The organism is Achromobacter sp. RW408 (assembly GCF_003184165.1).
Lineage (GTDB): Bacteria > Pseudomonadota > Gammaproteobacteria > Burkholderiales > Burkholderiaceae_B > Achromobacter > Achromobacter xylosoxidans.
Window position 1 is genome coordinate 168,212 of record NZ_QHHO01000047.1, and the last position, 24,718, is coordinate 192,929.

General features: G+C 72.4%; 14 protein-coding genes. 11 read left to right on the forward strand and 3 right to left on the reverse strand.

Translation table 11 applies throughout. From position 1 onward, the window contains the following. Positions 1-18: 18 nt before the first annotated feature. Both DK459_RS17070 and DK459_RS17075 read right to left on the reverse strand, forming a co-directional pair. On the reverse strand, positions 19-942 hold the full coding sequence (locus DK459_RS17070; RefSeq protein WP_158288278.1) for a TonB family protein: 924 nt from the start codon (positions 940-942) through the stop codon (positions 19-21). A 113-nt stretch (positions 943-1,055) separates the two neighbouring features. Continuing rightward, the gene (locus DK459_RS17075; RefSeq protein ID WP_020928260.1) at positions 1,056-1,943 is read right to left on the reverse strand and encodes a LysR family transcriptional regulator; all 888 of its coding nucleotides are present in this window, start codon (positions 1,941-1,943) and stop codon (positions 1,056-1,058) included. Positions 1,944-2,074: 131 nt separating this feature from the next. Between DK459_RS17075 and DK459_RS17080 the strand changes: the two genes are divergently transcribed. Next, positions 2,075-3,718: a GMC family oxidoreductase gene (locus DK459_RS17080; RefSeq protein ID WP_110134935.1), complete on the forward strand. Its 1,644-nt coding sequence runs from the start codon at positions 2,075-2,077 to the stop codon at positions 3,716-3,718. Positions 3,719-3,845: 127 nt separating this feature from the next. On the opposite strand, the gene cfa is transcribed toward DK459_RS17080, so the two are convergent. Beyond that, entirely contained in the window at positions 3,846-5,024 is a 1,179-nt protein-coding gene (cfa, locus tag DK459_RS17085) for a cyclopropane fatty acyl phospholipid synthase (RefSeq protein WP_054443641.1), read from the reverse strand. Between the two features lie 453 nt (positions 5,025-5,477). On the opposite strand from cfa, the gene DK459_RS17090 reads away from it, so the two are divergent. The 10 genes from DK459_RS17090 to DK459_RS17130 all read left to right on the forward strand — a co-directional run bounded on the left by DK459_RS17090 (position 5,478) and on the right by DK459_RS17130 (position 24,534). Continuing rightward, on the forward strand, positions 5,478-6,026 hold the full coding sequence (locus DK459_RS17090) for an AAA family ATPase (protein WP_054436730.1): 549 nt from the start codon (positions 5,478-5,480) through the stop codon (positions 6,024-6,026). 59 nt (positions 6,027-6,085) lie between these two features. Next, positions 6,086-7,021, forward strand: a complete 936-nt coding sequence (locus tag DK459_RS17095) for an alpha/beta fold hydrolase (protein ID WP_110134936.1) — start codon at positions 6,086-6,088, stop codon at positions 7,019-7,021. A 169-nt stretch (positions 7,022-7,190) separates the two neighbouring features. Beyond that, the gene (locus DK459_RS17100) at positions 7,191-8,036 is read left to right on the forward strand and encodes a 3',5'-nucleoside bisphosphate phosphatase (protein ID WP_035181723.1); all 846 of its coding nucleotides are present in this window, start codon (positions 7,191-7,193) and stop codon (positions 8,034-8,036) included. A 91-nt stretch (positions 8,037-8,127) separates the two neighbouring features. After that, positions 8,128-8,679, forward strand: a complete 552-nt coding sequence (greB, locus tag DK459_RS17105) for a transcription elongation factor GreB (protein ID WP_006395760.1) — start codon at positions 8,128-8,130, stop codon at positions 8,677-8,679. Positions 8,680-8,889: 210 nt separating this feature from the next. Beyond that, a complete protein-coding gene (locus DK459_RS17110) occupies positions 8,890-9,603 on the forward strand; it encodes a TonB family protein (protein ID WP_054482086.1) in 714 nt (237 codons plus the stop codon). Between the two features lie 5 nt (positions 9,604-9,608). Beyond that, the gene (locus DK459_RS17115; RefSeq protein ID WP_049054994.1) at positions 9,609-10,157 is read left to right on the forward strand and encodes an RNA polymerase sigma factor; all 549 of its coding nucleotides are present in this window, start codon (positions 9,609-9,611) and stop codon (positions 10,155-10,157) included. Positions 10,158-10,173: 16 nt separating this feature from the next. Next, a complete protein-coding gene (locus DK459_RS17120; RefSeq protein WP_223203195.1) occupies positions 10,174-11,148 on the forward strand; it encodes a FecR domain-containing protein in 975 nt (324 codons plus the stop codon). 17 nt (positions 11,149-11,165) lie between these two features. Beyond that, complete coding sequence (locus DK459_RS30625; protein ID WP_155512474.1) at positions 11,166-11,315, forward strand: hypothetical protein; 150 nt, start codon at positions 11,166-11,168, stop codon at positions 11,313-11,315. After that, the gene (locus tag DK459_RS17125; protein WP_110134937.1) at positions 11,312-23,767 is read left to right on the forward strand and encodes a filamentous haemagglutinin family protein; all 12,456 of its coding nucleotides are present in this window, start codon (positions 11,312-11,314) and stop codon (positions 23,765-23,767) included. The genes DK459_RS30625 and DK459_RS17125 overlap by 4 nt, the downstream gene beginning before the upstream one ends. A 5-nt stretch (positions 23,768-23,772) precedes the next feature. Further along, complete coding sequence (locus DK459_RS17130) at positions 23,773-24,534, forward strand: RNA polymerase sigma factor (RefSeq protein ID WP_158288279.1); 762 nt, start codon at positions 23,773-23,775, stop codon at positions 24,532-24,534. Positions 24,535-24,718 lie beyond the last annotated feature (184 nt).

Consider the following 24,718-nt stretch of genomic DNA (forward strand, 5'->3'; position numbering starts at 1 on the left):
CGCGGCCGGCTGGGGGTATCAGCGCGGCGCGATCCGGATGCCGTCGCGCACCTGCCTGAACATCGTCACGGCGGCCGGCATCGCGCCGCGCTGGGTGGCGCAGGCCATGCGGACGCGGCCCTGCGGCAGCGGCAGCTCGGCGTAGTACTCCAGCGTGTCGGCGTGGCCGGGACCGGCGCCGGGCGCCGCCACGTAGTCGATGCCGGCGCTGCCGGCCAGCGTGTAGTGGTCGTACAGCTCGATGCTCGCGCGTCGCTGGCGCTGGCGGCGTTCGGCGGCCTTGAGCTGGGCCTGCCAGGTCGGCGCGGCGGGCGCCTTGGCGCCCCGGGCCAAGGGCCGGGCGGCCACGAAGCCGACGCGGCACAGGTATTTGGCGTCCTGCGCCCGTGGCGGGAAGCCGTCGGGGCTGGAGATCTCGATCAGGGCGTCGAAGCGGCCGCGCGCCGGCGCGGGGCCGACCCGCAAGGGCGACGGCACGGTGACGGTCAGTCCGCTGGCGGCGTCGGCGTAGCGGCGCGGCGCAATGTCGGCGGGCGGCCCGCGGTCGTCCGCGCGATCGCCCGCCGGTTCGTCTTCCTCTTGCTGGAACCGCAGCGGCAGGCTCAGCGCGGTCTTTTCGCCCGCCATGTCGGCGGAAAAGGCGGGCAGCGGCCCGGCGCGCTGCACCATCCGGGTGGCGGCGCGGTCGACCGCCGCGTCGCCGGAGGAGCGATCGACGCTGACATCGGCGATGCTGCCGTCGCGCCGCACGATGATCTTCAGCGACAGGCTGATCGGGCCGCTCAGGCGCCGGGCTTCCGGCGGAAACTTGAAGCTGCTGATCATGCGCCGCTGCACGGCCTGAGTCCACTCGGCCTGATTGGCGGGGGCGGCCGCGAACACCGGCGGCGCGGCGCAGGCCAGGGTGAGGGCCAGGCTACAGGCAAGCACGCGCCAACGCATACGCAGGTCTCCGGTCAGGGGGGGCGGCGCCGGCGTGGCCGGCAAGAATTTGAAAGCGAGCATACCCGAGTGGCGCGCGTGGCGTGGGCCGGGCTGGCGCGCATCCGCCTGGCCTACGCAAACGCGGCCCGCACCGCATCGAACGCGGCCATCACCAGCGGCTCCTCGCGCCGCGCCGCGAGCGTGATGAAGGCCAGTTCGGCCTGGATCGACAGGTCCGGCGCCAGCGCCAGGCCGTGGGCCTGCGATTCGCGCAGCGCGATCGAGTCGCGCGCCAGGGTCAGCCCGACGCCGGAACGCACCAGATCCAGCATCGAGGCCTCCTGGTCGACCTCGGCAACGGTGTTGGGCGTGACGCCCAGTTCGGCGAATTTCGCGGCGAGCAGGCGATGGTGGACCGAGTCGGGCGGCGTCCATATCCAGGGCAGCGCGGCGATGTCGCGCCAGTCGCGCCCGGCCAGTTGCGGCCCCCAGCCCTTGGGCGCCACCACGTAGTAGGAAAAGCCTGCCAGCGGCAGGGCGTGCAGCGCCGGCTGGCCACGGGCCGCGTCGCGCGGGCCGAGGAAGAAGCCGACGTCCAGTTCGCCCGCGCGCACCTGGCGGCCGACCGAGCCGGACATGCCGTGGCGCAGGGTGGGGCGGATCTTGGGATAGTGCTGCACCAGGTATTGCAGCGTGGCGCCCAGCCGCAGGAATTCCGGATCCAGGATGGTGCCCAGGCGCAGCTCGCCCTGCACCGTGGTGCGCAGCGCGCCGATGGCGCGCTCGAAGTCCTCGAGCGCGTCCAGCACGCGCTGGGCCGAGGGCAGCAGGGCGCGTCCATCGGCATTGGGCGCCAGGCCCTGGGCGGTGCGGGTGAACAGCGGCAGGTCCAGGGCTTCCTGGAAGCTCTTGAGTTGCAGGCTGAGCGCGGGCTGCGTCAGGTGCAGGTGTTCGGCCGCGCGCGTCAGGTTGCCGACGCGCGCCACGGCGGCGAAGGTGCGGATGTGCTTGAGGTCCATGGCTCCGGTCCCGGCAGGGCGATACCCATTATTAAAGAGCCTTATAAAGCGCTTTTCAACAATTCATTGGACAGGGGCGGCCGGCTGCGCGACAGTGGCACAGCCCCTTGAGACTCAAAAGAAGAAGCGCAATGGAGACATACGACTACATCATCGTGGGCGCGGGGTCGGCCGGCTGCGTGCTGGCCAACCGCCTGAGCCGCGACCCGGCGGTGCGCGTGCTGCTGCTGGAGGCGGGCGGACGCGACAACTACCACTGGATCCACATTCCGGTCGGCTACCTGTATTGCATCGGCAATCCCCGCACCGACTGGATGTACCGCACCGGCGCCGAGCCGGGGCTGGGCGGGCGGTCGCTGATCTATCCGCGCGGCCGGGTGCTGGGCGGCTGCTCGTCGATCAACGGCATGATCTACATGCGCGGGCAGCGCCAGGACTACGACCAATGGGCCGAGATCGCCGGCGATCCGTCCTGGCGCTGGGACCAGGTGCTGCCGGTGTTCAAGCGCAGCGAAGACCATTATCGCGGGGCCGATGAATTCCACGGCGCCGGCGGCGAATGGCGGGTCGAGGCGCAGCGGCTGCGCTGGGACATCCTCGATGCCTTCGCCAGCGCGGCGGAACAGGAAGGCATTCCGCGCGTGGCGGACTTCAACCGGGGCGACAACTTCGGCGTCGGCTATTTCGACGTGAACCAGCGCCGCGGCTGGCGCTGGAACACCGCCAAGGCGTTCCTGCGGCCGGTGCGCGAACGGGCCAATCTGCAGGTGATGACGGGCGCGCATGCCGAGCGCCTGCTGTTCGAGGGCACGCGCTGCGTCGGCGTGCAGGTGCGCCGCGACGGCCAGTTCGCCAGCGTCCGCGCGGCGCGCGAGGTGGTGCTGGCGGCGGGCGCCGTCAATACGCCGCAACTGCTGGAACTGTCGGGAATCGGCGAGCCGGCGCGCCTGCGCGAAAGCGGCATTGCGCTGCATCACGCCTTGCCTGGCGTGGGCGAGAACCTGCAGGACCACCTGCAACTGCGCGTCATCCTGAAAGTGCGCGGCGTCAAGACGCTGAACCGCATCGCCTCGACCTGGTGGGGCAAGGCCGGCATCGGGCTGGAATACCTGCTGAACCGCAGCGGGCCGATGAGCATGGCGCCGTCGCAACTGGGGGCGTTCGCCAAGTCCGATCCGGGCCAGGCGCGCGCCAACCTGGAATTCCATGTGCAGCCCCTGTCGTTGGGCGCGTTCGGCGAACCGCTGCATGGTTTCGATGCGTTCACGGCCAGCGTCTGCAACCTGCGGCCGGTGTCGCGCGGCAGCGTGCACGCGCAGGGCGCGGACGGTTCGCTGCCGCCGGTGATCACGCCGAACTACCTTAAGGAAGAACAGGATCTGAAGGTGGCGGCCGACGCCATCCGCCTGGTGCGGCGCATCAGCGCGGCGCCGGCCTTGCAGCGTTACCAGCCCGAGGAATGGCTGCCGGGTCCGGCCTACCAGAGCGAGGCCGAGCTGCGCGAGGCGGCGGGCAAGATCGGCACCACCATCTTCCATCCGGTCGGCACCTGCGCCATGGGCCGCCGCGCCGACGACGGCGCGGTGGTGGATGCGCGCCTGCGCGTGCATGGTCTGCAAGGCCTGCGCGTGGCGGATGCGTCGATCATGCCGACGATCACCTCGGGCAACACCAATTCGCCCACCATCATGATCGCGGAGCGGGCGGCGCAGATGATCCTGGAGGATGCGGTGCGCGTCGGCGCCGAGGCGCGGGCGGCCGAGCTGGTCGAGTGACGCGTCCGTGGCGATCCGGGCGTGGCGCGTTGGAGGGGGGGGCGGCCAGGCCCGGCATTTCACGCCTGGCGCCCGGGTGGCGCCTTCCAGAGGGGTGCCCCCCGGGAAGGCGCTCTCCGAGTCCGTTTCAGCGCAGAGAACGGTACATCTCCTGGCGCTGCGGATGCGTCAGGATCACCTGCCACAGCTGCCCTTCGCGCGAGCGGAAGAAGCCCGCGCAACACATCAGGTAGTACTGCCACATGCGGTAGAAGCGCGTGCCGTAGCGTTCCTGCAATTGCGGCCAAGCGCGCTGGAAGTTGTCCCACCAGGCCATCAGCGTGCGATCGTAGTCGGCGCCGAAGTTATGCCAGTCCTCGATGATGAAGCGGCCTTCGACCGCGGTGCTGATCTCGCGCGCCGAGGGCAGCTTGCCGTTGGGGAAGACGTAGCGGTCGATCCAGGGATCGGTGCTCTGGCTGGTCGAGGCGATGCCGATGGTGTGCAGCAGGAAGATGCCGCTGGGCGCCATCAGCCGTTGCACATTGGTGAAGTAGGTGTCGTAGTTCTTGGGGCCGACGTGCTCGAACATGCCGACCGACACCACCTTGTCGAAGCTGCCCTGCAGGTCGCGGTAGTCCTGCAGCAGCAGTTCCACCGGCAGGCCGCGCACGCGCTCCTGCGCCAGCGCCAACTGTTCCTTGGACACGGTGACGCCGGTGACCTTGACGCCATAGCGCTCGGCCGCGAATTTGGCCAGCCCGCCCCAGCCGCAGCCGATGTCCAGCAGCGTCTCGCCGGGCTTGAGCTGCAGTTTGCGGCAGATCATGTCGAGCTTGGCTTCCTGCGCGGCTTCCAGCGTGTCGGCCTGTTCCCAGAAGGCGCAGGAATAGATCATGCGGCTGTCGAGCATGGCTTCGAACACGTCGTTGCCGGCGTCGTAGTGCTGTTCGCCGACCTCGAAGGCGCGGCTCTTGGATTGCAGGTTGAACAGCTTGTGGCGCAGGTGTTCGGCGATCAGCTTGACGCGCGCCAGGCCCAGCGCGGCCGAGCCCATGTCGGCGCGCAGCAGGCGGGTGAACAGTTCGTCGAGCTGCTCGCAGTCCCATTCGCCGTCCATGTAGGATTCGCCCAGCCCCAGCGACCAGCTGGCGAAGACGCGCTCGTACATGTGTTTGTCATGAACCTGGATGTCCCAGGGGCGCGAGCCGTTGATCTGCACATCGGCCCGGCCCAGCAGGTCCTGCAGGACCTTGGGCGGTTCGGGCGGCGGCGCGGCCTCGGGGCGGGAGGGACTCAGCTGAGTAGTCGGACTGCTTTGGTGCATAGTGGCTCCATATCAATTCTGGACTGACTGATCTGGCAATGCTCGAAGCGCATAACTCTCGCCCGGACCGGCGGATGGAATCCAATTTAATGATTGAATCGGCTCGATAGGCAATCGTAATTTCAGCGGGATGTCAGCGCCGTGACACCGCGGTCGCCGAACCGGGACTCGCCAATCTTAACCAACGTATGCTGCTGCGCAAGGCCCAGGCGCATCCTGCCACCAACAGGGGCGGCCCAATGACAAGACCATGGAGGCAATGGTGTCGTTGGCCCGCGCCATGCAATGCAGGCGTGGGCGCCGGGCGAACGCCGCTACACTGGTCGCCTGCACCGGTGTTCGCCACGGTGGCGTTGCCCGCCTGCGTGGCGGCGGCAGCCGCAATGGCTGCATTCGTGCCTGTCGTCGGCGGATCGTGATCCGCCGTGTCGCGTCCGTTTCAAGGAGAGTCCCATGGCTGCGCGCATACATCTGTTCGGCGCCTCCGGCTGTGGCGCCACCACGCTGGGCGCCGCGCTCGGCCAGCGCCTGGGCGTGCCCCATCTCGAAGCCGATGACTATTATTGGCTGCCGACCGATCCGCCCTTCACGGACAAGTATCCCAAGGAGGAACGTTGGCGCCGCATCCGCGAACGGCTGCAAGGGCACGACGATTGGGTGCTCAGCGGAGGTTCGGTCTACAACTGGGGCGAGGGCCTGATTCCCGAGTTCACGTTGGCGGTGTTCCTGCGCCTGCCGGCGGCCGAGCGCATGGCGCGGCTGCAACGGCGCGAGGCCGAGCGCTACGGCGCGGCGCTGGCAAACGACCCCGCGATCGGCGACAAGAGCCGGCGTTTCCTGGAATGGGCGGCCGGCTACGACACCGGCGCCGAGGGCACCCGCACCCCCGAGCGGCACCGCGAATGGATCCGCCAGCTGCACTGTCCGGTATTGACGCTGGACACGCGCGCCAGCGTCGACGACCTGGCCGACCAGGTGCTGGCCGCGCTGCGCTTCCGATAAGATACCGGCCATGCGCGGCGCCGCCGTCGCGGCGCGCGTTGGTCTTTTGGAGCACAACGATGCTGGATGCGAGCCTGGAACCCCGATTGGAATTCGTCACCTGCGCCAGCCCGGCGGGCCTGCACCGCATGGCGTACTGGGAATGGGGCGATCCGGCCAACGACCAGGTGCTGGTCTGCGTCCACGGCCTGACGCGCAGCGGCCGCGACTTCGACACGCTGGCGCGGCGCCTGGCCGGCCAGTACCGCGTGGTGTGCCCGGACGTGGTCGGCCGCGGCCGATCCGACTGGCTGGCCAATCCGGCTTTCTACACCGTGCCGCAATACGTGTCCGACATGGTGACGCTGGTGGCGCGGCTGCGGCCGGCCACGCTGGCCTGGGTCGGCACCTCGATGGGCGGGCTGATCGGCCTGGGGCTGGCCGGCGCCGCCGCTTTTGCGCGGGCGATGCTGCCGCTGCGCCCGCACGCAGGCATGTTGCCGCCGCAGGACGGCATCCGCCTGTCGCGGCTGGTGCTCAACGATGTCGGCCCGCGGCTGGAAACCAGCGCGCTGGCGCGTATCGGACAGTACGTGGGCGAACCCGGCGCGTTCGCGTCGTTCCCCGAGGCGGTGGCGGCCATGCGCGCCAATTCCGAGACCTTCGGCCCGCACACGGATGCGCAGTGGGATCACCTGGCGCGTTTCGTCTACCCCGAGCAGGGCGGACAATGGGTCAAGCACTACGACCTGGCGCTGGCGCAGCCGATGGCGCTGCAGACCGGCGATGAACTGGCCGCCGGCGAGCAGATCCTGTGGCGCTCGTACGATGCGGTCGACTGCCCGATCCTGATCGTGCGCGGCGAGCATTCCGACCTGTTGACCCGCGCCACCGTCGACGAAATGCGCCAGCGCAATCCGCGCGCGCGGGTCTACGAGGTGCGCGGCGTCGGCCACGCGCCGACGCTGATGGCCGACGACCAGGTGGCGGTGGTGGCGGACTTCCTGCTCACCTGACCACCGCAAGCGGCGCCAGCGCGCCGCGCGCCGAGCGCAACGCGGGCCGCCCCGGGGATGGTCCGCCAGCCGCCTTGCGGTCGGCATCCGTTGATTCATCCGTTCATATTGGGGACGCCGCCGCCCGCGCCGCTACCCAGGGCGGCGGGGCTTCTCTACAATAGGTTCCATGAATACGCCCGTGCTCAACATCGATCTGCATTGCCATTCCACCGTGTCCGATGGCGCCCTGGCGCCGCGCGACGTGGCGCAGCGCGCGCACGCCAACGGCGTCGATGTCTGGGCCCTGACCGACCACGACGAGGTCGGCGGCCTGGCCGAGGCCGCGGCCATGGCCGGCGAGCTGGGCATGCGCTTTGCCACCGGCGTCGAGATTTCGGTGACCTGGGCCGGCCTGACCGTGCACATCGTCGGCCTGCGTTTCGATCCCTCCAATGCCGCGCTGATCGAAGGCCTGCGCAAGACGCGCTCGGGCCGCGCCGAGCGCGCCCGCCGCATCGGCGAGCGCCTGGCCGAAATGGGCATGCCCGGCGCCTACGAAGGCGCGCTGCCGTTCGCCGGCAATCCCGAACTGATCAGCCGCACGCACTTCGCGCGCTACCTGGTCGAAGCCGGCTACTGCCCCGACGTGCAGACCGTCTTCACCAAGCACCTGGGCGATGACCGCCCGGGCCACGTGCCGATGCAGTGGGCCACGCTGGCCGAGGCGGTGGGCTGGATCCGTGGCGCCGGCGGCATCGCCGTCATCGCGCATCCGGGGCGCTACAAGTACACGCCGCTGCAGTTCGCCGCGCTGTTCGACGAATTCCTGCAGTTGGGCGGCGTGGGCATCGAAGTCACAACGGGCAGCCACACCGTGGAAGAGGCGCGCCAGTATGCCGAGGTGGCGCGCCGCTATGGTTTCCTGGCCTCGCGCGGTTCCGACTTCCACAGCGCCAAGGAAAGCCGCATGGACCTGGGCCGGCTGCCGCCGCTGCCCTCCGACCTGAAGCCGGTCTGGCACGACTGGTTCTAGCGCGGGCGGCGCGCCGCCGCCCGGCTCCTGGCATGGCGCGTCCATGCCGTCTTTGAACTGATTTGATCGCGCGCCGAGCGCGCTGCCCGCCATGAACAAAGCATTTGTCAAAGAATCCGACAACGAGGACGACGATGACCTGCCGCAGGCCCAGGCCTTGCCGGCCGGCACCAAGAACTACATGACGCCGGAAGGCTACGAGCGCCTGCGCGGCGAGCTGACGCACCTGATGAACGTGGAGCGGCCGTCGGTGGTGCAGGTGGTGTCGTGGGCGGCGTCCAACGGCGACCGTTCCGAGAATGGCGATTATCTCTATGGCAAGAAGCGCCTGCGCGAGATCGATCGCCGCATGCGTTTCCTGACCAAGCGCCTGGACATCGCCGAGGTGGTCGATCCGGCCGCCCAGCCGAATCGCGACCAGGTCTTCTTCGGCGCCACGGTGCTGTATTCCGACAAGGCCGGCGAGGACCACACCGTCACCATCGTCGGCGTGGATGAGGCCGAGCCGCTGGCCGGCAAGATCAGCTGGATCTCGCCGGTGGCGCGCGCGCTGATCAAGGCGCGCGAAGGCGACACGGTGGTGCTGCGCACACCAGGCGGGGTCGAGGAGCTGGATATCCTGGAAGTGCGCTACCCGCAGTAGCGCAACGGGCGGCGGCGCGGCGCGATTGCGTCGTTGCCGTTGCAGCCGCGCGCCCATGACGCGTCGCGGGTGTCGCGCGCTTGTCATGGCCGGGTCATGTCGACAGGGTAGCCTGCGGCCGGCGTCGCCCAAGGGGGTGGCGTCCATGCTTTTGGCTCCGATCCCCATGCCCGATTTCGCGCGATGAGATGCATCCCGGCACCGTTCCGTGTGCTGGCACTGGCAGGCGTGTGCCTGATGTGCCCGGACGCGCCTGCCCTGGCGGCGGACGCGGCCGGGGCGCGGCCGGCCAGCGCGCCGGCCGACCGCCTGGCGGGGGAACGGCATGACTACGCGCTGCCGGCGCAATCGCTGGGCGACAGCCTGGAGGCGATCGGGCATGCGGCCGGCGTGGCGGTGCTGACCGAGGAGCGCCATGCCCGCCGCCGCGCGCCGGCGCTGTCCGGCCGCTATTCGGTGCTCGAAGCCCTGCGGGTGTTGCTGGCGGGCTCCGGCCTGCGCATCCGCCAGACCGACGGCGCCGCCATCGTGGTGTATGAACCCGCGCCGGCCGCACCCGCCACGCCGGCCGCGCCCGTGGTCGCGGCCGGCGACATTCCCGGCGCCCGCGGCCGCGGCGCGGATTTCAGCGGCTATGTCGGACGGGTGCAGAAGGCCCTGCTGCGCACCTTGTGCGGCAATGCCAGCGCGCGGCCGGGGGCCTACCGGCTGGCGCTGCAATTGCGGCTGGACGACGCGGGCCAGGTGACCCGCCTGCGATTGCTCGATAGCACCGGCAGCGCGCGCGTCGATGCCGCCGTCACACGTGCGTTGCAGGGCATGGAGGTCGGCGCCGCGCCGCCGGCGGGCATGCCGCAGCCGGTGTCGGTGCTGCTGCTGCCGGGCGGCGCCAACTGTCCGGCCGCGGGCCGGCAGGCGGGGTGAGCGGCATGTCGATCCTGTCCTCGGCCCTGCTGCGCCTGCGCCTGATCGCCCGCTATGCGGAGCTGCGCCGCAGCCTGGAGCGCATCGTCGGCTCGCGCGACCAGGCCTCGGCGGCGCTGCACGAAACCTGGCTGCGGCTGGACACGGCCAAGCCGGCCAGCCCGGTGCTCAATCCCGACGCCTATCTGCTGCGCATGGCCGCGCGCATCGCCACCGATGACTGGCGCCGCAACCGCGAGCCGCTGGGCGACGACGAGCGCGAGGCGCTGCTGCAAGTGGCCGACGAGACCGCCGACCCCCTGCGCGTGGTGGCCGCGCGGCGGGACGTGCAGGCGCTGGAGGCGGCCATGCAGGAGTTGCCACCGCGCCAGCGCGCCATTCTGGCGGCGGCGCGGGTCGATGGCCTGCTCAACGCAGAGATCGCCGATCGCTTCCAGATTTCGGTGGCGATGGTGAAGAAGGAACTGGGCGCCGCCATGCGCCATTGCCGTGCGCGCCTGGCCGATAGCGACGCCGTGGCCAACGGCGAGCTTGTTGGCCGCCGCAAATTCTGACACGATGATCGGCGCCATGAATCCCCCCGACACCCCCGACCGCCTGCGGCGCGAAGCCGAGCAATGGTGGTTGCGCCTGCGCGACCGGGACGCCACGCGCGGCGACGCCGAGGCCTTCCGCCAATGGCGCGCCAGCAGCCCGGCGCATGGGCGCGCCTGGGACGAGGTGGCGCGGCTGTGGCAGGAGATGGGGCCCGCGCTGGCGCGGGCGGCCGCGCGCGAACCGGGCCTGGCGCATCCGCCGGCGCGGCGCGCCGGCCACGCGCCCCGCCACCCTGGCCGGCGCGCCTTCTTCGGCACGGCGCTGGCCGCCGGCGGCGCGGCGCTGGCGGTGTGGCCGCCGTTGTCGCTGTGGCCGTCGCTGCTGGAGTTCTCGGCCGACTTCCGCACCGGCACCGCCGAGCAGCGCGAACTGGCGCTGGCCGACGGCCTGCGCGTGCAGATGAACACCCAGACGCGCATCAACCGGCGCGCGGCCGAGGGCGGCGGCGCGGCCATCGAGCTGGTGGCTGGCGAAGCGCAGGTGCAGGCGGGCGTGGGCGAGGCGGTGGCGGTCTACGCCGGCGCCGGTGTCACGCATGCGCGCCAGGCGCGCTTGAACCTGCGCTACACCGGGCCGCAGGTCTGCGTCACCTGCCTGGAAGGACGGGTCGACGTCGAGCTGAATGGCCGCCGTCAGACCCTGGCGCAGGGGCAGCAGCTGTATTACGACCAGGCCGGCCTGCGCGAGGTGGCGGTCGCCGACCTCGGCGAGGTCGAAGGCTGGCGTAGCGGTTCTCTCAGCTTCTCGGGCCAGACCCTGGCCGAGGTGGTGGACGAGATCAACCGCTACCGTCCGGGCCGGGTGCTGCTGCGCAATGCCGAGCTGGCGACGCGGCGCGTGCGCATGCGCTTTGCCATCAACGAGACCGACCTGGCGCTGCGCATGCTGCGCGATCTTTACGGCGCACAACTGACCCGCCTGCCGGGCGGCATCGTGCTGCTGAGCTGACCCGCCGCGGCCGGCCCATGCCGCTGTTACAAAAAACCTTCCTGATTCCGGTAGCCATTCCCGATCCGATCCGCGTCATTGGGATATGGGCCGCCGTCACGCGCCGCGAGGCAATGACGGCAGGCCGCTTCCCAATTGGCTACTCGGATCAGGATTGCCCGTCATGACATCGCCTTCCCGCAAGTTCCCCTTGGCCCGTTCCGCGGCGGCCAGCCCCTGGCGCGGACGGCTCAAGCCCGTGCCGGCGGCGTTGCTGCTGATGCTGGCGGCGGGGGGCGCCCAGGCCGCGCCCGCCGCGTTCAGCAGCGGCTGGTTCGCGGCCAAGGGCGCGACGCAGGCGCAGACGCAGGCCACCGGCCGCGCGCCCGATGGCAGCATCGCGGGCGTGCCGACGGCGGCGCGGCAACAGGCGCAGGCGCGCCAGCAGCTGCAGCATTCGCTGACCAACCTGAACCGCACCGCGGCCGCCATCGCGGCCCAGCAGGCGGCGCAGGCGGCCGCGCGCCAGGCCGCCGGCGGCGCGGCGCCGGACGGGCTGGTCGAGGGCGGACTGAAGGTCGACACGCAGGCGCTGACGCGCGGCTGGCTCAACGCGCAGGCGCCGGTCGCCAGCGTGGCGGACGGGCGCACCACGGTCACGGTGACGCAGACGGCGGACCGCGCCATCCTCAACTGGGAGACGTTCAACGTCGGCCGCAACACCACGGTGGATTTCCGCCAGCAGGCCGAGTGGGCGGTGCTCAACCGCATCAACGATCCGGCCGGACGTCCCAGCCAGATCCAGGGGCAGGTCAAGGGCCAGGGCACGGTGCTGCTGGTCAACCGCAACGGCGTGGTGTTCGACGGCGGCAGCCAGGTCAACGTGCGCAACCTGGTGGCGGCGGCCGGCAGGATCAGCGATGAGCAGTTCCGCGAGCGCGGCCTGTATGGCGCGCAGGGCACGACCGCCACGTTCACCGACGCGCTGGGCCGGATCGACGTGCGGCCCGGCGCGCGCATCGACACGCACGCGCCGGCCAGCGTGACGCAGGGCGGCGGCTACGTGCTGCTGGCGGGCAGCGAGGTCCACAACGCCGGCGCCATCACCACGCCGCGCGGCCAGGCGCAACTGGCGGCCGGCGACAGCTTCGTCATCCGGCGCGGCGTCGGCACCCAGGACAACACCCTGTCGACCACGCGCGGCAACGAGATCGCGCCGCGCCAGGGCGCGACCGGCGGCCTGGTGCGCAATACCGGCCTGATCACCGCGGCCGAGGGCGACGTCACGCTGGCGGGCCGCGAGGTGCGCCAGGAAGGCGTGGCGCTGGCGACCACCACCACGCGCACGCGCGGCACCATCCATCTGCTCAACTCCGCCGCCGACACGCAGGGCAGCGTCGTGCTGGGGGCGCAATCGGTGACCGCGGTGCTGATCGATGACGACGGCAGCAGCGCGCTCGACAGCCAGCGCAGCGCCTTGATCAAGGAATCGGCCGAGCAGGACCTGCTGCGCCAGCGCGCGGCCTTTGGCGTCTTCGACAACCTGTCGCGCCTGTCGGACCGGCGCGACCAGTCGCGCATCGAGATCGTCAGCGGCGGTGACATCCAGTTCCAGGGCGGGGCGCTGGCGTTGGCCACCGGCGGGCAGATCGCGGCCAGCGCGACGCGCCGCAGCTTCGTCGCCGACGGCGCCGAGCTGGACGTGGCCGGCCTGGTGGGCGCGCGCATTTCGATGGAGTCCAACAGCGTCAAGGTCAACGTGCAGGGCAATGAGCTGCGCGACGCGCCGGGCAACCGCGATGCCGGCAAGCTGTTCAACGGCGATGTGTGGATCGACCGCCGCTCGCTGATCAAGGTGGCGGCCGGCACCGGCGGCTACGAGGGCGAGCGCTGGTACACGGCCGGCGGCTTGCTGGAAGTGGGCGGCTACCTGGGCAACCTGGGCCACGGCATCGGCGAATGGGCGGCGCAGGGCGGTACGGTCACGCTGGGCGGCAAGGAAGTGGTGGCGCAGGCGGGGGCGCGCATCAACCTGGCGGGCGGCGCGCTCGACGTGGCCGAAGGCAGCGTCAACCTGAGCTGGCTGCGCGGCGCCGACGGCCGCCTGTACGAGGCGTCCACGGCGCCCGCCGACGTGCTCTACAGCGGCATCTACAAGGGCTACGAGGACCGCCACCAGCGCTGGGGCGAGAGCGCCACGCGCTATTTCGACAACCCGCTGCTGGCGCCGCGCACGCGCCTGGAGGCGGGCTACACGGTGGGCCGCGACGCCGGCCAGTTGCTGCTGTCGGCGCCGACCGCGGTGCTGGAAAGCGAGATCGTGACCACGGTCTACGACGGCGTGCGCCAGACCCGGGCGCGCGAGGCGGCGGCCGATGGCTACCAGCAGGGCCATCTGGCGGTGGCGCGCGCGGGCACGCTGGCCTCCGGGCGCTATGGCGCCCTGGGCCGCATCGACGTCTACGCCACCGATGTGCGGCTGGGCCGCCATGGCGGCATCACGGCCGGCATGGCGGCGGACGACGCGCTCGATGCCGCGCGCATCGGCACGCTGTGGCTGGACGCGGCCACCTTGTCCGCGCGCGGCCTGGGCGGGCTGGACCTGGCCACGGCGGGCACGCTCACGGTGGCGGACGCGGTGGCCCTGGCCGATGGCGGGCGGGTGGCGTTGACCGCCGGCAGGATCGACGTGGGCGCCGGCCTGGCGGCGCGCGGCGGCGCCATCAGCCTGAGCAACACCTTCGTGTCGCCGGATGCGAGCGCCAAGCCGCGGGCGCTGTCCACGGCGGGCGCGGCCGCCATCGTGCTGCGGGATGGCGCGGTGCTGGACGCCAGCGGCCGCTGGGTCGACCTGCGGCGCCAGGAAGGCGCGACGCCGCAACTGGGGCGCCTGGACGGCGGCAGCGTGACGCTGGCCTCGCCGCATGCCATCACGCTGGAACGCGGCGCGCTGATCGATGTGTCGTCCGGCGGCGCGCTGTTGCAGAAGGGCGCGACGCGCGGCGGCAAGGGCGGCGACGTGAGCCTGCGGGCCGGCACGCCGGAAGTCGAGGGCGCGGCCAATGGCGCGCTGGCGATGGACGCGCAACTGCGCGGCTACGGCATGACGGGTGGCGGCACGCTGACGATCGAGCGCGATGGCGTGGTGCAGATCGGCGGCGCGCGCGAGGCCGCAGCCGACGGCGCGCTGTGGCTGGATCCCGCGATGTTGCGGACCGGCTTTTCGCACTACGACATCAACGGCCGCGGCGGCCTGCGGGTCGCGCCCGGCGCGGTGCTGGCGGTGGCGGCGCCGGTCTATCGCTATGGGGCGCCTGGCGCCGACGCCGCCGCGCTGCCGGAACTGTGGCTGCCGCCCGAATACCAGGACGATCCGGTCAAGGCGCGCCTGACGCCGCGCGCCGGCGCGGACCTGACGCTGCGTTCGCAGCGCATCGAGGACGGCGCCGACATCGTCATCGGCGCGGGCGCGCAGGTGATGGTCGATCCCGGCCGCGCCATCCGCCTGCTGGGCGGGGGCAACAGCCGCATCACGGTGGACGGCACGCTGCGGGCGCGCGGCGGCCGCATCGAGGCCGACATCGTGGCGCCGGATAGCGACCGGCGCGACAGCCCCGCGTCCAAGGCGCACAACCGCGCCATCTGGATCGGCGGCGGCGCCGTGCTGGACGTGTCCGGCCAGGCGGCGGGCGCGCTGGACGCGCAGGGCCTGCGCTACGGCAAGGCGCCCGCCGGCGGCAGCATTCTGCTGGGCGGCGCGCTCGACTGGGACGCCAGCGGCGCCGCCCCCGCCGCGCGCGACCTCGCCATCGTGATCCGGCCCGGCGCGCTGCTGGACGCCTCCGGCTCGCGCATCGCCATCGATGCCGCGCGCGGTAACGGGCTGGGCGCGCGTGACCTGGCCGGCGACGGCGGCCAGATCGTGCTGAAGACCACCTACGGGCTGTTCCTGGATGGCGAGATGCGCGCGTCCGCCGGCGGCGCCGGCGCGGCCGGCGGCACGCTGGCGCTGGCGCTGGAGACGCCGACCTTCCCGCTGTCGGTCAGCGTCGACGATGCCGTGCGCGGCGTGCGCGAACTGATCCTGTCGCAGACGACCCAGTCCAGCGGACTGGCGGCGAACCTGTCGCCCGGCCAGGCCGACCCGGCGCTGCGCCATGGCGCGGCGCGCCTGTCGGTCGAGCAATTCGAGGCGGGTGGCTTCGGTAACTTGTCGCTGCTGGTCAACGGCATCCTGGGTTTCGACGGCAAGGTGTCGCTGTCCGCCTCGCAGAGCCTGCGCATCTATGCGGGCAGCTATGCGGTGACCGACCGCGCGCCGGCGGATGTCGCGGTCAGCCTGGCGGCGCCGTACCTGCGGCTGGCGGGCGCGTCGCGCGCCAGGGGGGATGGCGTGACGCCCACGGTGGGATGGCGTGACGGTCCGTCGACCCGTGCCGGGATCGGCACTTTCACCGCCAGCGCCGACCTGATCGACGTGCGCGACCGCGTCGGCTTCGGCGCGCTGGGCGCAATCCGCATGGCCGACGGCTCCGCGGTGCAGGTCGACCGGCGCGGCTTCGATCAGGTGCGGCTCGACAGCCGCGGCGACGTGCGCCTGCTGGGCGGCCAGACCGGCCGCGGCCTGTCCGGCGATGCCTCGACGGAATTGGGCACGGTGGGCGACCTGCGCATCACCAGCGCGCAGCTGTATCCGGCCACGGGCGCCAGCGCCACCATCTGGGCCGGCTACGCGCCGGGCCGGCGCCTGGAAATCCTGCGGCAGGCCGGCACGGATGCCGCGCCGCCGCTGTCGGTGTTCGGCAAGCTCAGCCTGGGCGCGGACACGGTGATCCAGGCCGGCACGATCCGCGCGCCGATGGGCGAGATCATGCTGGGGCAGGATGCGCTCCACGTCGACGGCGCGCGGGCCGCGTCGGTCGAACTGATGCCGGGCAGCCTGACCTCGGTCAGCGGCGCGGGCGTGATGGTGCCCTACGGCGGCACCGCCGACGGGCTGGCCTATACCTACGCGGGCAAGGCGCTGGAAATGCGCCAGCAGAATGCCGGCGGCATCGAGTTCACCGGCCGCGCGCTTACCGGCTACGCGGGCGCGGCGCTGGACCTGGGCGGCGGCGGCGACCTGCGCGGCGCGGCTTTTGTCACCGGCCGCGGCGGCTCGGTGGACATCCTGCGCACGCCGCTGGTCAACGCCAATCCGGTGTTCCGCCACAGCGCGGCCGGCAACCGCGTCTACGCCATCGTGCCGGGCTATGCCGGCCAGTATGCGCCGGTGGCGCCGGATACCGCCGGCAACGAGCCGGAGGTGGGCCAGACCCTGACGCTGGCGCAGGATGCGGGCGGACTGAAGGCGGGCGTCTACACCCTGATGCCGGCGGCCTACGCGTTGATGCCCGGCGCCTATCGCGTCGAACTGGGTGCCGAGACCCTGGCGCCGGGCGCCGCGCCGACGCCGCAAGGGTCGCTGGTGGCGTCCGGCTACCTGGGCGTGGCCAATACCGGCCTGCGCGCCGCGCTGCCGCGCCAATTGCTGCTGACGCCGGGCGACCAGGTGCGCAAGCACTCCGGCTACAACGAGATGAGCCACGATGCCTTCGTCGCCGCCGATGCGCAGCGCCGCGGCGGCCTGCGCGGGCAGATCGCGGCCGATGCACGCACGCTGCGCCTGAGCTACGGCCGCAGCGTGGCGCAAGATGGCAAGCCCATGCTGGCCTTCGACGGCTCGGCGAATTTCGCCGCCGCCAAGGGCGGCACGGACGGCACGCTGGAAGTCAGCGGCACCGGCATCGAGCTGCTGGCGGACGGCGTCGGCCCGACGGCGGGCTACAGCGGCGCGTCGTTGTCGGCGTCGGCGCTGAACCGCTTCAACCCGGTCCGCATGCTGATCGGCGGCACCGTGTCGCTGCGGCCTGGCGACAATTTCGCCACCTTCCAATCCACCACCAATACCGTCGACCTGCGCGCGGGCGCCACGCTGCGCGCGGCCGAAGTGTTCCTGGTCAGCGGCGCCACCTGGGGCGGCATCACGGTGGAGGAGGGCGCGAGCATCTCCACCATCGGCCGCGGCAAGCCGGCCTACGATTCGAGTTCGGGCCTGGTGTACGCGGCCGGCATGACCGGCGTGCTGGGGGTGTCGAACGGCTGGGTCAACCTGTTGCCGGCCAATCCCAATGGCACGCAGGGCCCCGGCTACATCAACGTCGGCGCCTGCGCCGGGGCATGCACCGGCGCCGCCACCACGCTGGCCGGCGAGGGCACGCTGCTGATCGCCACCGACAAGGTCTTCACGCTGGCGGACAACGCGCGCTATGGCGCGCGCAACCTGCTGCTGGCGATGTCGGCGCTGAACCTGGGCGATGCGGCGGCGCTGGCGCAGGCGGCCGCGCAGGGCGTCCTGCCCAGCGGCCTGGCCATGAACCAGGGCGTGCTCGACCGGCTGCTCAAGGGCAATGCCGGGCCGGGCATCCCCGTGGTCGAGACCCTGGTGCTGAATGCGCGCGATTCCGTCAACGTGTTCGGTTCCGTGACGCTCGACACCACCGGCGGCAAGGGCGTGGGCCGGCTGGTGCTGGGCGCGCCCGCCATCTACGGCTATGGCGGCGCCGGCGATACGGCGGTGATCCGTTCGCGCGACCTGGTGTGGACCGGCATCTCGGCCCGACCGTTGAGCCAGACCGGCGAGTACGACCCCAGCATGCCCGGCGCGGCCATCGCCGACCGCCTGGGCGACGGGCGCCTGCAACTGGCCGCCGAACGCATCGTGTTCGGCTACGGCCCCGAGAGCCAGCCGCTGAACTGGCTGTCGGCCGACCGCCTGGCGCTGGGCTTCGCCGGCGTCGACCTGCTGGGCAGCGCCAGCGTCGGCGCCAACGGGCTCGGCACGCTCAAGGCCTATCATCGGCAGGGCGCGTATGAGGCGGGCAAGGGCTACGCCTACCGCGGCGGCGACCTGAATATCGTCACGCCGCTGCTCACGGGCGACGCCGCTTCCTCGCTCACGCTGGCGGCCGGCGGCGCGCTGACGCTGCGGCGTCCGGACGGCGCGCCGGTCCAGCCCGCCAACGCGGGCGCGCTGGGCGCCAAGCTGGCGCTGGAGGCCGGCTCGGTGGACCTGGACGGCACCATCGTGTTGGCCTCGGGCAAGCTCACGGTCAAGGCGCGCGACGACCTCCGCCTGGGCGCGCAATCGCGCCTGGATCTGTCGGGCCGCGAGGTCGGCTTCTACGAGCAACTGGGCTACACCTGGGGCGGCGACCTGGTGTTGGAGAGCGCCGCCGGCAACATCGAGCAGGCGGCCGGCGCGGTCATCGACCTGTCGGCGCGCCACCAGCGCGGCGGCACGCTGGCGGCGACGGCGCTCGGCGCCACCGCCGGCCGGGTGAACCTGGCCGGTTCGATCCTGGGCGGCGCGTCGGGCCAATATGACGCGGGCGGCACGCGGGTGCCGTACGACGGCGCCGAGATCACCGTGCGGGCGCAGGCGCTGGCGGACTTCGCCGGCCTGAACGCGCGATTGAACCAGGGCCAGGTGTTCGGCGCGCGCCGCTTCCAGACCAAGCAGGGCGACCTGACGGTGGGCGACGAAGTGCGCGCGCGGCAGGTCGCCATCACCGTCGACGGGGGCAATCTGACCGTGGCGGGGCGCATCGATGCCAGCGGCTTCCAGCCGGGCGTGATCCGCCTGGCCGCCAATGGCGACCTGACCGTGCTGGGCACGCTGGATACGCATGGCGCCGGCCTGCGCCGCGACAGCTACGGCAAGATCATCGACAGCCCCAACCGCGCGCTGGTCTCGCTGACCTCGCGCAACGGCACGCTGATCCTGGGGCCGGCGGCCGCCATCGACCTGCGCGCCGGCACCGAGGCCGAGGGCCATGACGGCGTGGCGCGCGGCACGCTCGACCTGAACGCGCGCCGGATCGGCGGCGCGGGGCCGCGCGGCGAGGGCGCCGGCGCCAACGACGTGGCCCTGCGGGTGCAGGGCGCGCCCCGGGTGCGCGGCGCCGCGACCGTCGCGGTCAACGCCTTCCGCGAATACGCCGACGCGCCGCTGGCGGACACGCCCGATGTCTCGGGCAGCAAGCCGCAGCTGATCACGCAGGACATGCTGATCCGCATCGACGGCGACAGCCAGACCTTCATCAACGCCGCGCTGGGCAACGGCGCGCTGCGCGCGCGGCTGGCCGGGCTGGATGGCTACCGGCTGCGGCCGGGGGTGGACATCGTCAGCGATCCGCTGGTCAATCCCGCCGGCAACCTGACGGTGGCGGGCGACCTGGACCTGTCCGGTTTCCGCTACGGGCCGGGCGCCGACCGGCTCGATCCGGCGCGCCGCGGCTTTGGCGAACCGGGCGTGCTGAACATTCGCGCCGCCGGCGACCTGACCCTGCACGGCAGCATCAACGACGGCTTCGCGCCGCCGCCGGCCACGCCCGACGACCAGGGCTGGTATCTGGTCGAATGGCGAACCAAGCTGGGCGACGGCACCACGCCGTTCGGCAGCGACGTGGTGATTCCCATCGACGGCGTGTCGCTGGACAAGGGCACGGTCTTCCCCAGGCATGCGGTGCTGAACTACGACCTGCCCGCCGACGGCATGGCCCTGCCCAAGGGCGTGGCGCTGCCGGTCATGGCCGAGCTGGCCGGCTCGTATGTGCTGCCGGCCGGCATGGTGCTGGCGGCCGACGTGTACTACGGCGATGGCTCGCTGGCCTGGCGCGCCGGCACCGTGCCGACCGCCGACATCACGCTCAGCCCGGGCATGAAGCTGGGCGCCGGCACCGTGCTGCGCGCCGAGACGCTGGTGGCGGCGCTGACCTGGCCCAAGGGCGTGGCGCTGCCGGTGGCCATGACGGCCAGCGGCGTCGTGCCGCTGGCGCGCGGCGCCGTGATCCCGGCCCTGACCAAGGTCGAGTTGCCGGGAGACAAGCCGATCGACCTGCGTCCCAAGACGGGCGAGTTCCAGGGCGCCAACTGGGCCCTGGCGCCGATGCTGCCGCAGGGCGCGACCAGCTGGAGCCTGCAGCTGACGGCCGGCGCCGACCTGGGTTCGGCCGATCCGCGCGCCGTCGATCCGGCCTCGCGCGGTTCGCTGGTGCTGGCCGATTCGCATAGCTCGTCGCGCTTGAAGGTTACGCCGGGCGGCGTCGGCATGGTGTACGCGCCCAACGACTACGGCTATCCGGAAGGCGAGCCGGTCGATCCGGACTGGGTCAGCGATTGCGACATCCTGCCGGGACTGTGCGTGATCGATCCCAAGCGCATTTCGCTGGTGTGGGGACCCGCCGCCTACGACATTATCGGCGAGGTCGAAGGCACGCCGGTGCTGGAAGGCATGGAGGGCGTCTGCGACCTGGTGCCCGGCATGTGCAAGACCGAAATCGCGCCCATCAAGGACATCGTGGCGTCCAAGCTGCTGGCGCCGATGTTCAGCGTGGTGCGTACGGGCGCGGCGGACCTGGGCCTGACGGCGGCGGGCGACCTGCGCATGCCGTCGCCCTACGGCGTCTACACGGCGGGCACGCCGTCGGCCGCGCTGTTGCGCGCCGATGGCGTCGATCCCTACGACCAGCCGCGCGGCAAGCACGTGTTCGACGCCGCCGGCGGCAGTGAACGCGTGTCGCTGCTGGGGCCTCAGGAAGGCGACTACGCCGCCGCCAATGGCAGCTATCGCGCCTGGTATCCGGAGCACGGCGGCAATCTGGACATCGCGGTGGGCGGCGGCATCAGCGGCGACCTGTGGAGCGGATTGCGCGCGCCCGAACGCGCCCAGACCGCCAACGCCAGTGTCGGCAACTGGCTCTGGCGCCAGGGCTCGGACGCGCTGCCGGCGTCGTGGTGGATCAACTTCGGCGCCTATGCGGTGCCGATGGGCGTGACCGAGGCCAACGGCAACGAGCCCTATCTGGTCGGCTTCACCGGCTTCGGCACCCTGGGCGGCGGCAACCTCAGCCTGCGGGCGGGCGGCGATGCCGGCGTCATGGCGACGCGCCCGGCGGATATATACGGCGCGCGGCCGCCGCGCAGCCAGGGCCTGGCCGTCGCCGTGGGCAGCACCGGACGCGTGGGCGCCGATGGCGGCCTGACGCTGACGGGCGGCGGCGACCTGACGGTACGCCTGGGCGGCGCGTGGAATCCGGATTTCGACGCCACCCAGCACGCCACGCAGTACATGACCAACAGCCAGAAGCCGGATCTGGACGGCATGGTGACCAACCTGCGCGGCACCATCCAGATCGCCGCCAGCGCCATCGGCGGCGCCCGCCCGCTGTACCGCAAGCACTTCCTGCAGCAGCCCGGCCTGGAAGGCGACGCGCTGGATGCGCGGACGATCGACCCGTTCACGCCGACCCTGGCCGCCGCCAGCGGCGGCATCACGCTGGTGCCGGGCGATGCCGGCGTCTATCTGGAAACGCTGGGCGACCTGGTGCTGTCCGGCGTCTCCGACGCCGGCCGGGTGCGCACGCTCAACACCTCGGTGCAGTCGCCGGGCGCGGCCCTGACCGCCGGCGGCGGCCAGAGCTGGTTCACGCTGTGGACCCCGGCGACCGCGATCAACCTGTTGAGCGCGGGCGGCAACGCCACGCCGTCCACCGCGCAGGCCTACCTGCCGGAGGCGTCGCTGTCCGTCATCAACGGCGACGGCGTCACCGTGTACCCGTCGATTCTGCGGGTGACGGCGGCATCGGGCAGCATCTACTTCGGGCGTTCCATCCGGAGCGGAAACCCCGACGCCGCGTCTCGCGGCGGCCTGTTGCTGGCGCCGTCGGCCAGTGGCGAGCTGAGTTTCCTGGCGCGGCAGTCGATCTATGGCGGCGGCTCGCCGGTGAGCATGTCCGGGGCCGACACGGCGTTGCCGACGCCGTTCCAGCCCGCCTATGCCGGTTTCGACGCCAGCGGCGCGGTTCAGGCCGGCAAGCACAACCTCGGCATCGACGCGTCGGCGCCGTTCGGTCCGGACGTGCCGGTCAGTCCCGCGTCGAACTGGCATCCGCTGTTCGCCTTCGGGCCCGATACGCCGGGCGTCCGTCCGCTGCACGCGGAAGGCGGCGCGCCGGCCCGCTTCTACGCGGTGCGCGGCGACCTGGTCGGCCTGAGTCCCGGCATGGCGGCGGACTTCGGGCCGCAGTCGAACCGCACGATCCTGCACTGGCTGCGCGCGGCCACGCCGGTGCGGGCGCTGGCGGGACGCGACATCGTCGCCCTGGACGGCACCTTCCTGCACAATGGCCCGTCCGACGTATCGCTGCTGCGCGCCGGCCGCGACATCTGGTATGCCGACGTCAAGGTGGCCGGTCCCGGCCTGCTCGACGTGATCGCGGGCCGCAACCTGCTGCAGGAAGACCGCGCCAGCATCGTCAGCGTCGGTCCGGCGCTGCGCGGCGACCGGCAGCCCGGCGCCAGCATTGCCATCACCGCGGGCGCCGGCGCGGCCGGCCCCGACTACGACGCGCTCGCCAGGCTGTACCTGGATCCGGCCAACCGCGCACTGGCCGGCCAGACCCTGTCCGGCCAGCCTGGCAAGGTGGTCCACACCTACGAACGCGAACTGGCGGACTGGCTGCGCAGCCAGGACGGCTTCAGCGGCAGCGACGCCGAGGTGCTGGCGCGCTTCGAGGCGATGCCGCTGGCGCTGCGCCAGGGCTTCCTGCGTTCGGTGTATTTCGCCGAACTGCGCGCCGGCGGCCGCGAGTACAACGATGCCCAGGGGCCGCGTCCCGGGTCGTATCTGCGCGGCCGTCAGGCCATCGCCGCGCTGTTCCCCGAGGGCGCGGCGCGCGAAGGCGGCATCGCCATGTCCGGCGCTTCGGGCGTGCGCACCGTGGCCGGCGGCTCGATCCAGCTGCTGGCGCCAGGCGGCCAGATCGTGGTCGGCGTGCCGGGCATCGCGCCGCCGGGCAGCGCGGGCCTGATCACGCAGGGACAGGGCGACATCCAGGTCTACTCGCAGGGCAGCCTGCTGCTGGGCCTGTCGCGGGTGATGACGACCTTCGGCGGCGACATCCTGGCGTGGTCGGCCGAAGGCGACATCAACGCCGGCCGCGGCGCCAAGACCACCGTGGTCTACACCCCGCCGCGGCGCGAGTACGACGCGATGGGCAACGTCGTCATGGCGCCGCAGGCGCCGTCCTCGGGCGCCGGCATCGCCACGCTCAACCCGATTCCGGAAGTGCCGCGCGGCGACATCGACCTGATCGCGCCGCTGGGCACCATCGATCCGGGCGAGGCGGGCGTGCGCAGTTCGGGCAACGTCAACGTGGCGGCGCTGCACGTGGTCAACGCGGCCAACATCCAGGCGCAGGGATCCAGCGCCGGGGTGCCGGCGGCAGCCGCGGTGAACACGGGCGCGCTCAGTTCGGCCAGCGCGGCGTCCAGCGCCGCGGCGGCCTCGGCCGAGAACGACGCGGCGCGCACCCGGTCGGCGTCGCGGCAGTCGCAGCCGTCCATCATCTCGGTGCAGATCCTGGGCTATGGCAATGAGCCGGCGCCGGGCGAGGGCGCGGCGCCGGCCGCGCCGGTGGGCGCGTCGGCGGTCTACGACCCGGCCAGCGCGGTGCGGGTGCTGGGGCTGGGCGAGCTGCCGGCGCAGGCGCGCCAGCAACTGACCGAGCGCGAGCGCGACAACCTGGGCCCGCTGTAGCCATGATGAACCCGATCCCTAGCGCGAGCCGCCGGGGCCGGCCCGCGCCGCCGCCGGCCTGGCGCGACGCGCCGGACTGGGGCGCGGCGCGAGCCGCGCCCTGGCCGGACACGGACACCGATCTGGCGCCGGACTGCCGGGTGGGCGGTTATGCGCGGCTGGCGGGCGCGCGGCCCGCGCCGGCGGCGAACGCGGCAAATGCCGCAAATGCCGCCGTCGCGGCAAACGCGGCGTGGCTCGACGCATCGCCATCGGCCGAGACCGCGGCGCGCCTGCGCGACCATCTGGTGCAGGGCTACGCGGCCCTGCATGGCCGCCTGGCGCGGCGGCTGGGCTGCGCCGACCTGGCCAGCGAAGGCCTGCATGGCGCCTGGCTGCGGCTGGCGCGCCCGGTGGCGGGCGAGGTCGCCAACGCCGACGCCTATGTGTTCCGCATGGCCTGCCACCTGGCGATCGACATCGTGCGCGCGCGGCCGTCCTGCGTCTCGCTCGATGATCCCGAGGGCGGCTGTCCGGACCTGTGCGACGACGCGCCCGGCCCGCAGGCCCGCGCCGAGGCCCGCTCGACACTGGCGGCGCTGGCGCGCGCCATGGACGGCCTGTCGCGCCAGCAGCAGGCGGTGCTGGTCGCGTTGCGGGTGGAAGGGCGCTCGCGCGACGAGGTGGCGCGCTGGCTGGGCCTGTCCACGCGTTCGATCGACACGGCGCTGCGGCAGGCGTTGCGGCATTGCGCCAAGGGCCTGGGCCGGCCCGTTTCCTGCGCGTGACGATGCGGCGGCGCCGGTAATCGCCGCGCGGGCGGTCGCGGGGTTCGCGGCGGGGCCGCGCGCCGTCACGCTCGCTGAAAAGGCGACGGGCGCCGGCTTGTGGCCGGCGCCCGTCTTTGGTGGGCGGGATCTGACGTCCCTGCCTCGGTTGGCGGCTTGCGCCGCCCGTTCCCCTGGGGCTTGC